The sequence below is a fragment of the Streptomyces guryensis genome, from assembly GCF_021261325.1.
GTDB lineage: Bacteria > Actinomycetota > Actinomycetes > Streptomycetales > Streptomycetaceae > Streptomyces > Streptomyces guryensis.
The window spans coordinates 104377-115065 of sequence record NZ_JAJSBI010000007.1; the positions used below are offsets into that span (position 1 = coordinate 104377).

General features: G+C 72.3%; 9 protein-coding genes. 6 read left to right on the forward strand and 3 right to left on the reverse strand.

The window, feature by feature from the left end; all coding sequences use genetic code 11:
• Nucleotides 1–471 precede the first annotated feature (471 nt).
• The gene (locus LJ657_RS16270; protein WP_232649323.1) at nucleotides 472–1077 is read left to right on the forward strand and encodes a SigE family RNA polymerase sigma factor; all 606 of its coding nucleotides are present in this window, start codon (nucleotides 472–474) and stop codon (nucleotides 1075–1077) included.
• Between the two features lie 113 nt (nucleotides 1078–1190).
• Nucleotides 1191–2237: a hypothetical protein gene (locus LJ657_RS16275; RefSeq protein ID WP_308117042.1), complete on the forward strand. Its 1047-nt coding sequence runs from the start codon at nucleotides 1191–1193 to the stop codon at nucleotides 2235–2237.
• Between the two features lie 180 nt (nucleotides 2238–2417).
• Here LJ657_RS16275 and LJ657_RS16280 read toward each other — a convergent pair whose 3' ends face one another.
• On the reverse strand, nucleotides 2418–3197 hold the full coding sequence (locus LJ657_RS16280; protein WP_232649325.1) for an SURF1 family protein: 780 nt from the start codon (nucleotides 3195–3197) through the stop codon (nucleotides 2418–2420).
• Between the two features lie 53 nt (nucleotides 3198–3250).
• A complete protein-coding gene (locus LJ657_RS16285) occupies nucleotides 3251–4081 on the reverse strand; it encodes a class I SAM-dependent methyltransferase (RefSeq protein ID WP_232649326.1) in 831 nt (276 codons plus the stop codon).
• Between the two features lie 70 nt (nucleotides 4082–4151).
• On the opposite strand from LJ657_RS16285, the gene LJ657_RS16290 reads away from it, so the two are divergent.
• Nucleotides 4152–5966 (forward strand): S9 family peptidase, encoded by a 1815-nt coding sequence (locus tag LJ657_RS16290; protein WP_232649327.1) that lies wholly within the window; start codon nucleotides 4152–4154, stop codon nucleotides 5964–5966.
• 171 nt (nucleotides 5967–6137) lie between these two features.
• On the opposite strand, the gene LJ657_RS16295 is transcribed toward LJ657_RS16290, so the two are convergent.
• Nucleotides 6138–8015 (reverse strand): NAD-binding protein, encoded by a 1878-nt coding sequence (locus tag LJ657_RS16295; protein ID WP_232649551.1) that lies wholly within the window; start codon nucleotides 8013–8015, stop codon nucleotides 6138–6140.
• Between the two features lie 198 nt (nucleotides 8016–8213).
• On the opposite strand from LJ657_RS16295, the gene LJ657_RS16300 reads away from it, so the two are divergent.
• The 3 genes from LJ657_RS16300 (at nucleotide 8214) to LJ657_RS16310 (ending at nucleotide 10580) form a co-directional block, all read left to right on the forward strand.
• A complete protein-coding gene (locus LJ657_RS16300; RefSeq protein WP_232649328.1) occupies nucleotides 8214–9296 on the forward strand; it encodes a permease in 1083 nt (360 codons plus the stop codon).
• Nucleotides 9293–10027: a TIGR03943 family putative permease subunit gene (locus LJ657_RS16305; RefSeq protein WP_232649329.1), complete on the forward strand. Its 735-nt coding sequence runs from the start codon at nucleotides 9293–9295 to the stop codon at nucleotides 10025–10027. The genes LJ657_RS16300 and LJ657_RS16305 overlap by 4 nt, the downstream gene beginning before the upstream one ends.
• An 82-nt stretch (nucleotides 10028–10109) precedes the next feature.
• Nucleotides 10110–10580: a hypothetical protein gene (locus tag LJ657_RS16310; protein WP_232649330.1), complete on the forward strand. Its 471-nt coding sequence runs from the start codon at nucleotides 10110–10112 to the stop codon at nucleotides 10578–10580.
• Nucleotides 10581–10689: the final 109 nt, after the last annotated feature.

The following is a 10689-nucleotide window of genomic DNA, read 5'->3' on the forward strand; positions in this document are numbered from 1 at the left end:
GGGCGAAGGTGCCGTACGCGGTTGTACGTACAGCAAAGCCGCCGGCCCGTCCCGGGGGAGTTTGTAAGATCGGTGGACGAAGTGTGAGCCGGCCGATGGTCCGGACCACTTGCTGTGATCCCCATCGGTATCCGAAGATTTTCCTCCCCGCTCTCCGCAACCGCGCGAAGGGCGGGGAGCGTCTTTGCGAACGCCCTTGGGGGCGCGGGGATGCGCGACCGGGCGTGGGGACGCCTCGGTCATTCGGGACACAGGGGAAGAGCGGGTAGGCATGAGGGCGTTTGACGCACGGTCAGTTGTGCTGCCTGACGCGAGACGGCCGGCTGCGGCACATGACGCAAAAGTGACGCCCGGCACGTACAACCCTGACGGGGGGGAACGTGTCCAACTGGCGTGGCAGAGGTTCTCGACTTCCAAGCGGCGACCCGCGGTACGGCCCTACGGCCGCCCCGTCCGTCGCTCCGACCCCGCATGCCCGGCGCGCCCGGCGGCATGCCGGTGATCGCGCCCATGCCCGCAGCGCGGCCCTCCCGCATCCCGAACCAGCGTGATGGAGCCGAGCACGCCGAGGACACAGCGGCGGCCGGTACGACCGTCGACCACCTCACCGAGACCTACCGGGCGCACTACCGCTCGCTGCTGGGTCTCGCGGCCCTCCTGCTCGACGACACCGCGTCCTGCGAGGACGTCGTCCAGGAGGCCTTCATCCGCGTGCACTCGGCACGCAAAAGGGTCCGCGACCCCGAGAAGACGCTGGCCTATCTGCGTCAGACGGTCGTCAACCTCTCCCGCTCCGCCCTGCGCCGCCGCATCCTGGGCCTCAAACTGCTGTCCAAGCCGATGCCCGACATGGCGAGCGCCGAGGAGGGCGCGTACGACCAGTTGGAGCGCGACTCGCTGATCAAGGCGATGAAGGGGCTGCAGCGCCGCCAGCGCGAGGTCCTGGTGCTGCGCTACTTCGCGGACATGACCGAGGCGCAGGTCGCCGAGACGCTCGCGATATCCCTGGGCTCGGTGAAGGCGTACGGCTCCCGCGGCATCGCGGCCCTCCGCGTCGCGATGGAGGCACCGGCATGAACAAGGACGGCGAGGGACGTGATTCCCATGAGCGCCATGAGCCCTTCGCATGGCACGAGCCGACGGCACCGCAAGAGCAAGACCACAGGCAATCGCACGCTGGGAACGGAACTGTGAACCACGGCCCCGACGACCAGAGCCCCGACGGGCTCGACTCGGACGAGCTGGCACTGCGCAGGCTGCTGCACCAGGCGGTGCAGACGGTCGAACCGCGCGACGGCACGCTGGACCACCTGCGGAGGGCGGTGCCCGCCCGGCGCGCCCGCAAGCGGCAGGCCGTCGTCGGCATGGCGGCCGCCGCGCTGTTCATCGGCACCGCGGTCCCGGCCCTGGTGCACGTCTCCAACTCCGCCGGCTCCGACGTCAACCCGTCCGTCATGGGGCAGGCCTCGCAGGCCCAGGGCGGGGCGAGCCAGGGAAAAAACGCGGACGGCAGTGAGAGCACTGCCGGCGGCAACTCGGGCAGGACCCCGGGCAAGGGCAAGGGCGACACGAAGGGCGACGGCAAGGGCAAGGGCCCCGGTACGGGCACGGGCGGCAGCGCCGGCGCCGACCCGTCGGCCACCAGCGCCTCCAGTGCCCCCGTCTGCCTGGCCGACCAGCTCGGCTCGCCCACCGAGACCGTCGCCGCCCCCGGCACCGGCGGAGTGGTCTACGGCACCTTCCGCGTCGTCAACATCTCCACCTCCGCCTGCACGGTCGGCGGGACGGGCACCGTGAGCGTGCTCGCCCAGGGCGCCGCGGACGCCACCAAGATCTCCACGGCTCGGCATGCGGCCGGGGACGCCGCGTCCGGCCTGCCCGCCCCGTCCACCGAGGTCACCGGGCTGCAGTTGCAGGCGGGCGCGGCCTACGAGGTGAAGTTCGCCTGGGTTCCCTCGGCGACCTGCCCCACCACGGGCTCCACCACCGGCGGCTCCACCGACGGCGGCTCCACCCCCAGCCCGACCCCGACCCCCGACGCCGGCAGCTCGTCCGGAACCACCTCCACCGGCACGGACAGCGGTGTCACCACCCAGATGACGACGGCGGACGGCACGGCGGACGGCAGCGTGATCGTCTCCCACACGACGGCTGCGGGATCGCCCACGGTGTCGGCGACGGTGTCCAACGCGTGCGCGGGGACGGTCATCTACACCGGGGTGCTGGCGGGGGCGTAGCGCTCTCACCCTGCGGGCGCGTGCGTCGCAGCCTTGCCCAGCCTGCGGGCAGTCGCACCGCCGTGGGCGGCGGGCAGTCGTGCCGCCTGGGGCGGCTCCCGTCCCAAAGAAAGGCGGCACCCCGCAAGCGCGGGCAGGTGATACCCCCCAGCCGTAGCCCCGGTCCACCGAAAACCGAGGTCAGACGGCAACGCCCTCTTCCTCGGCCACCAACCCCATCTCCGCGTCCCGCGCGAACTCCACCTCCCGCCGCAGCAGCCGGAACCACATGAAGACCACGAACCCGGCGAAGACGAACCACTCCCCGGTGTAGCCGAGGTTCTGGAACGCCTTCAGGTCGAGCCCGGAGTCCGCGGGCGCCGTCGCCGGCACGGCCGTCATCCCGGCATCGGCCTTGTCCAGCGTGACCCACGCGTCGTACACGTCGTACGGCACGAGGTTCACCAGCGAGGCCGAGCTGATCGCCGCGGTCTGCCCGGCCGGCAGCCCACCCTGGGCGCTCACCCCGTTGTCCCCGGGCGTCTCGGACGCCTGCAGCGCACCGGTGACGGTGACCTCACCGGTGGGCGCGGCGGGCGCCTTCGCGGTGTCGGCGGAACCCGGCAGCCAGCCCCGCACCACGGGCAGCGCCTTGCCGCCGTCGGTGCGCAGGAGCGTCAGTACGTAGAAGCCCTGCTTGCCGTCGAGCTGCCGGTCCGGGACGAGCAGCTGCCTGCCGTACCGCCCGGTCACGGTGGCCTGTCTGCCGGACGTCGCCTTGTTCACGGGCAGCAGCTCCCGAAGCGGACGGGCCGCCTTGTGCCGGTCCGTCGTGACCTGCTCGGTCGCGTCCCGGTGGGCCTGCACCCGGTCCTCGAACCGGCTCAGCTGCCACGACCCCATGAAGATGCAGAAGGGGATGGCGAGCAGCACGAAGACGTTGATCCCCCACCAGCGGGGCGTCAGCAGAAACCGGTACACGCCTTCAACGGTACGGGGCCGCCGCGCGGGGCCCGGCCGCGGGGTTCGGACAATCAGGCCTTGGCCGCTCTCAGGGAATACATCAGCGGAATCCGCGGCCGGTCCGCCGGAAGACGGAAGTAGCCGTCCCGCTGCTCGAGGGCCTCGAACTGCCTGAACAGCGAGACGTCGTGCTCGTTCAGGAACTCGATGCGCAGCCCCGCCGCGGCGAGCGCGGAGACGACCTCGCCGAGCGGGTGCTGCCACTGCACGCTGCGGTTGTGGTGCGTGTTCGCGTCCTCGTCGGCGTACGTGCCGGAGTACTCGTACACCTGGGCGTCGCGGGCGAAGTAGTCGTGCACGATCCGGGAGCCGGTCTCGCTGTCGAGGGCGTCGGTCAGCGGATGGAACTCGGCGAGGTAGAGGAAGCCGCCGGGCGCTACGAGCGAGGCGGCGGTCTCGGCCCAGCGCCGGATGTCCGGCAGCCAGCACAGCGCGCCAACGCCGGTGTAGACGATGTCGTACGACGGCTCCGGCACCGCCGCGGCCGCCTCGTACACGTCGGACGCCACGAAAGCGGCGCGCTCCGGGCCGTACCCGAGCTCCGCCGCGAGCCTGCCGGCAGTGGCCACGGCGGGGACGGAGAAGTCGAGGCCGACGACGCGGGCGGCACCGCGGCGCGCCCAGGACAGGGTGTCGAGGCCGATGTGGCACTGCAGATGCAGCAGGGACTTGTCTCTCACGTCGCCGACCTCGGCGATCTCGAAGTCACGCAGCACGTCCCGGCCGGCGCGGAAGCCGTCGAGGTCGTAGAAATCGCTGGCGACGTGCACCGGAACGCGTTCGTCCCAGTGGTCGCGGTTGGCCTCGCGCCAGTCGGCGGGGGCGGGAATCGAACGGTGCATGGCCGCGAAGTTATCCACAGGCTGGGGGCCCCGCCAGCGAATTGTCTGTGGGGGCGGGCACTATGGGGCCATGACTGAGAGCAACGGGTCCGCCGCGCCGGAGCGGAACGAGGACATGCCGGACTGGGAGAAGCGCTTCCGGGCGCCGCGGGTGTCGCTGCCCGACTGGGCGGAGGACGCACCGGACCGCTCCCTGTTCGTGTCGAACGCGACGGGGACGTACGAGCTGTACGCCTGGGACCGGGCGACGGGCGGACAGCGCCAGGTCACGGACCGGCCGAACGGCACGACGGACGGCGTGCTCACCCCCGACGGCGCATGGATCTGGTGGTTCGACGACAAGGACGGCGACGAGTTCGGCGTCTGGCGCAGACAGCCCTTCGACGGCGGCGAGGACGAGCTCGCGGCGCCCGGCCTGGAGGCCTCCTATCCGGCAGGCCTGGCCCTCGCCCGGGACGGCCGCACGGCGATCGTCGGCCGCTCCACGGACGAGGACGGTACGACGATCCATCTCGCGCGTACCGGCGAGGCCCCGGTGGAGGTCTACCGCCACCGCGAGTCGGCGGGCGTCGGCGACCTCTCCCACGACGGTGCGCTGATCGCCATCGAGCACACGGAGCACGGCGACGCCATGCACTCCGCGCTGCGCGTCCTGCGCCCCGACGGCACGGCGGTCGCCGAGCTGGACGACACCAAGGGCGGCACGGACGAACTGGGTCTGGAGGTCCTGGGCTTCGCGCCCGTCGACGGCGACACCCGGCTGCTCATCGGCCACCAGCGCCGCGGGCGCTGGGAGCCCCTGGTGTGGGACGTGACGACGGGAGAGGAGACCGACCTGGCGCTGGAGCTGCCCGGTGACGTGAGCGCCGAGTGGTACCCGGACGGCACCGGCCTGCTCATCGTGCACAGCTTCGAGGCCCGCAGCGAGCTGTTCCGGTACGACCTGGCGAGCCGCGCCCTGACGGAGGTCCCCACCCCGCCCGGCACGGTCTCCGGCGCGACCGCCCGTCCCGACGGCAGCGTGGAGTACCTCTGGTCCTCGGCCGCCGTACCGTCCGCGGTCCGCTCCACGACGGGCGCGGTCGTCCTCGACCCGCCCGGCCTGAAGTCCCCGGGCTCGGTGCCGGTGGAGGACGTGTGGGTGGACGGCCCCGGCGGCCGTATCCACGCCCTGGTCCAGAAGCCGCAGGGCGTACCGGGCCCCCTGCCCACGGTCTTCGACATCCACGGCGGCCCCACCTGGCACGACAGCGACGCGTTCGCGGCGGGCCCGGCGGCCTGGGTCGACCACGGGTACGCGGTGATCCGCGTCAACTACCGCGGCTCCACCGGCTACGGCCGCGCCTGGACCGACGCCCTCAAGCACCGCGTCGGCCTCATCGAACTGGAGGACATCGAGGCCGTCCGCGCCTGGGCGGTGGACTCCGGCCTGGCGGACCCCGACCGCCTCGTCCTCACCGGCGGCTCCTGGGGCGGCTACCTCACCCTGCTCGGCCTCGGCGTCCAGCCGGACGCCTGGACGCTCGGCATCGCGGCCGTCCCGGTCGCCGACTACGTCACCGCGTACCACGACGAGATGGAGGCCCTGAAGGCCATGGACCGCACCCTCCTCGGCGGCACCCCCGAGGAGGTCCCCGAACGCTTCGAGGCCTCGTCCCCCCTCACCTACGTCGACCAGGTCAGCTCCCCGGTCTACATCTCGGCCGGCGTCAACGACCCCCGCTGCCCCATCCGCCAGATCGAGAACTACGTCAGACGCCTGGAGGCCCGGGGCGCCACCCACGAGGTGTACCGGTACGACGCGGGGCACGGTTCGCTGGTGGTGGACGAGAGGATCAAGCAGGTCCGACTGGAACTGGAGTTCGCGGAGCGCTACTTGGCGTAGCCGTAGCCTGCGGGCAGTCGTGCCGCCGTAGCCTGCGGGCGGTCGTGCCGCTTGGGGCGGCTCCCGTCCCAAAGAAAGGCGGCACCCGGCAAGCGCCGGCAAGCAACCCGCCCCCGCCCCAGCCGCGGCGCCGGGTGCCGGGCGCCGCCCCAGCCCGGCGCCGGGTGCCGCTCAGGCCCCCGCCCGCTCCCGCGGCCGCCGCCCCAGCAGCTCCGCCAACCCCCGTCGAGTAGCCGCCAGCACCACCCGGTCCGACCCCTTCAGCACCCGCCCGTCCGGCAGGTCCCACACCAGCCCCGACCCTCCGACCGCCCGCACATCCTCATACGCCTCCTCGGCCGCGGGCTCCTCCCGGCGGCCACCCGCAGCCCCCGTATCCAACGCCAGCACCCGCCAAGCCCCCGCCCGAAACGCCTCCGCAACCGTCTTCCCCTCCAGCTGCGGATGCCCGGCGACATCCACCGCGGCGAACAGCAACACCCGTCGCTCCACCGGAATCGCCCCCAGGATCTGCCGCCCCATCATCGCCCCGGCAAAAGCGGGCGCCGCCAGATGGGACACACTGCGACTCCGCGTCGACGCACGCGGATGAGCAGCCCGCAGCGTGCGGTACACGGCGGTCGCGAAGTCGTCGTCATACAGCCGCAGCACGACCCGTAGATCGGGCCGTACGGACCGCGCGTACAGCGCGGCCTCCAGATTCGTCGTGTCCGCGCTGGTCACCGCGAGCAGCGCATGGGCGCGGTGGATCTTGGCCGACTCCAGAACGCCTTCCTGGGTGACGTCCCCGAGCACCACGGGCACCCGCAGCCGCCGCGCCGTGGCCAGCCCCCGGGCATCCGGGTCGGACTCGACACACACCACGGGGATGTTCAGTTCCCGCAGCCTGGTCAGCACCCGCGTACCGATCTTGCCGAGCCCGAGGAGGACGACATGCCCGCCCAGCCCCCGCGGCGGCTTCCGCAGCGCGGACGCCGTCCGGAAGGTGCCCAGCGCCTCCAGCACCGCGGCCAGCAGAACCGGAAGCAGCAGCAACCCCGTGAGCCCGGAGAGGAGTTGCAGGATCTGCCGCCCGACGGACGCCCCGATGGCGGGGTTGTCGATGGCGAAGAGATCGAGCAGCGTCAGATAGAACGCGCTCAGCGGATGCATCCCCGTCACCAGCCACAAGGCCACCGCGAGCGCGACCACACACCCCACCATGCCCGCCAGCGACCACCGCAGCCGCCGCGAGAACAGCGAGGAGAACGCCACGGCCCCCCGGGCCGGGGGCAGTTGGGGTCCGGCGTACGACACCTGCTCCAGTACGACGGTGCCGCGGCCGGTGGCGGCGCGGACCGCCGCCGCGTCGGGCAGCAGTTCCGGCCCCTGCTCGCCGCCGCTCTCGGCGCCCTCCGCGGACAGCAGCGCCAGCGTGGCCAGCCCCGGCCGGGCCAACTGCCCCGCGAGCGGCGTCCGTTCCACCGCCCGCAGCAGCAGCCCGTCGGTCTGTACGACCTTGCTGGTGCCGGCGACGGCGGTGGCGGCCAGCGCGGGCGCGGCCGTGTCGGCGTCGGAGAGCACGGTGGTCGAGGTGTCGCTGCCGGACGACCCGCCGTCGCCGGTCGCCAGCGCGGCGGCCTGGTCGAGGAGTTCCTCGATGTGCTGGCCGAGCCGACGGTTGTAGAGCCTGAGCACGAGCCGCAGCCGGGGGTTGAGCCGGCGGGCGGTGAGGGCGGCGCGGATGTTGGTCTCGTCGTCGTCGTACACGAGCGCCAGCGCGGCGGCCCGCTCCACGCCCGCCGCGCCGAGCGCCTCCTCGGTCGCCTCGGCGGCCTCCACGACCTGGGCGGTTCCGACGGGTTCGGCGGCGGCGCCGTTCGCCCGGTTGACGGCCGCGTTCACCACCCGGTCCAAGAGTGCCGCCGTCGTCGCCCGCGCGCGCCCGACCACCGGTGGTCGCACACCGCGGTCGGCGGGCGGCACGACGAGCGTGACCTGTTCGCCGTACACACCGCGCAGTTCGGCGGCCAGCCGATGCGCCAGACCGTCGTCGCCGCACACCACCATGTGCGCCGACACGTCACCACTCGCCACACCTTGATTCGGAACGCTCCCCACGAGTGAGAAGAGTGCCAGGGAGGGAGAGGTGGTTCCAGCAGCACCTCAGCGCAGTCACCGAACAGTCACTGAACGAACGCCCCTTCCCCGCCGTATGGATGGGGAGGGAAACCAGCGCCCTTACGCACCACCGGAGGTACCTCGCCCGTGGCCATCACCAAAGCAGCCCCCACGGGGGCGGACAGCCATGAGCCGGTGCGCGGCGCCCCGGAGCCGGAAGAGCCGACCGGGGCCGGGCAGGACCACGGCGGCCAGGACCACGGCAGCCAGGACAGCGCCGGACAGGACTCGAAGTCCCCCCTCGTCCTCACCATGCTGCTGCTCCTTCTGGTGCTGCTCCAGGGCCCCATCCGCGGAGCGCTCTCCGCACCCGTCATGCAGAGCTGGATGACGGTGTTCGTGGCCGTGCTCGTACAGGCGCTGCCCTTCCTGGTGCTCGGGGTGCTGCTCTCGGCGGCGATCGCGGTGTTCGTGCCGCCGGCGTTCTTCGCGCGCGCCCTGCCCAGCCGGCCCGCCCTCGCGGTGCCGGTCGCCGGGATGGCGGGCGCGATGCTGCCGGGCTGCGAGTGCGCGTCGGTGCCGGTGGCCGGAGCGTTGGTGCGCCGGGGCGTGACCCCCGCGGCGGCCCTCGCCTTTCTCCTGTCCGCCCCGGCGATCAACCCGATCGTGCTGACGGCGACCGCGGTGGCCTTCCCCCGCAACCCCGAGATGGTCGTGGGCCGTTTCGTCGCCAGTCTGCTCGTGTCGTGCGTGATGGGCTGGCTGTGGCAGCGCCTAGGCCGCACGGACTGGCTGCGCACACCGGAACGCTCCCACTACGAGGGCCCGAGCAAAGGCGCCGCCTTCTGGAACTCGGTCCGGCACGACGTGATGCACGCGGGCGGCTTCCTCGTGGTGGGCGCGATGGCCGCCGCGACGCTCAAGGCCGTGGCCCCGGCGAGCTGGCTGCGCACGGCCGCGGAGAACCCGCTGGTGGCGATCCTCGCGCTCGCCGTCCTGGCGGTCCTGCTGTCGATCTGCTCGGAGGCGGACGCGTTCGTGGCGGCGTCGCTGACCCAGTTCTCACTGACGGCCAAGCTGGCGTTCCTGGTGGTGGGACCGATGATCGACCTCAAGCTGTTCGCGATGCAGGCCGGCACCTTCGGCCGCGGCTTCGCCCTGCGCTTCGCCCCCGCCACCTTCTGCCTCGCCATCACGGGCGCGGTCCTGACCGGGGCGGTGCTCCTGTGAACCGGCAGGCCCAGGCGGCGATCTTGTTCCTGACCGGCGCGGCCCTGCTGCACGCCGGTTTCACCAACCTCTACCTGCGCTACGTCAAGGCCGGACTGCAACCGCTGCTGCTGGCCTCGGGCGCGGTACTGATCGTGGCGGCGCTGGCGACGGTCTGGTACGAGTGGCGCAGCCACAAGAGCGGCGATGCCGAGGACCATGACCATGGAGAGGGTCACGTCCACCGCGAACCCCGTATCTCCTGGCTCCTCGTCCTCCCCCTCCTCGCCCTGATCCTGGTCGCCCCGCCCGCCCTCGGCTCCTACAGCGCGATGCGCACGGGTACGGCCCTGCAGCAGCCGTACGGCTTCAACAAGCTGCCCGCCGCCGGCCCGCTCGACCTCAACGTCGTCGACTACGCGACCCGCGCCGTCTACGACCGCGGCCGGCACATAGCGGGCCGCCCGATCAGGATCACCGGCTTCGTCGCTCTCGACCGCACCGGCGCCCCCTATCTGGTGCGCATGGCGCTCAACTGCTGTGCCGCCGATGCCCAGCCGGTGAAGATCGCCCTGACCGGCACGATCCCGCCGGTCCTGCAACCGGACAAGTGGCTCCGGGTGACTGGGACTTACACCGCGAAGCGGACCAAGGACCCCGTCAACAACGGCCCGATACCGTTCTTCCGGGTCACGGCGGCGGCACCGGTGGCGACGCCGAAGGATCCGTACGACGAGTCCTGGAACAACTGACGGCGCGCCCCGCCCTCGATCTGGATATCTGACGGCTCGTCAGTTACTTTCCCGGAAACGGGTGAATGAAGGGGTGAGCGCAGTGGAGACGACGACACGTCCCGCCAGTCCGCGGCCGACCGGGGCTCCCCGCTGGGTCGCGCAGTTCTACCGGTCCTCCTCGGCCTCCTGGGAGGTGTGTGCGGAGTCCCCGCACCGAGCTCCCGTGCAGTACGCGCTCGGCGAGATGGCCCACACGGTGCGGGCACGCGGCGACGACTTCGTGGCCGGGCTGTGGGGTCCGCAGGACGGTGCGTGGCAGCGCTTCGACGTGTCGGCCGCGGCCACGAACGCCACGACACGGGAGCCGCCGGCCGCCGGCCCCCAGAAGCAGAGCACGCTGACGGAACGCATGAGCGGCCGCCGGCAGCAGGTGCTCCTGGCCGGGCTGAGCAAGGCGGGCCTCTACGAGCTCGCACCGGACGACCACGCGGCCGTACAGGCTCTCGTCGAGCGACTCGACGAGACCACGGTGCGAAAGGTCGCCCAGTGGCTGGCCGCCGGAAGGGCATGAGAATGCCCGACCGCTGGCGACGGGGGATGCACCAGCGATCGGGCTGGGTCCAAGCCTAACAAGGCCGCGGGCCCTACGGGAGTCGACTGCTCCGCCGCGGCGCGGGGAT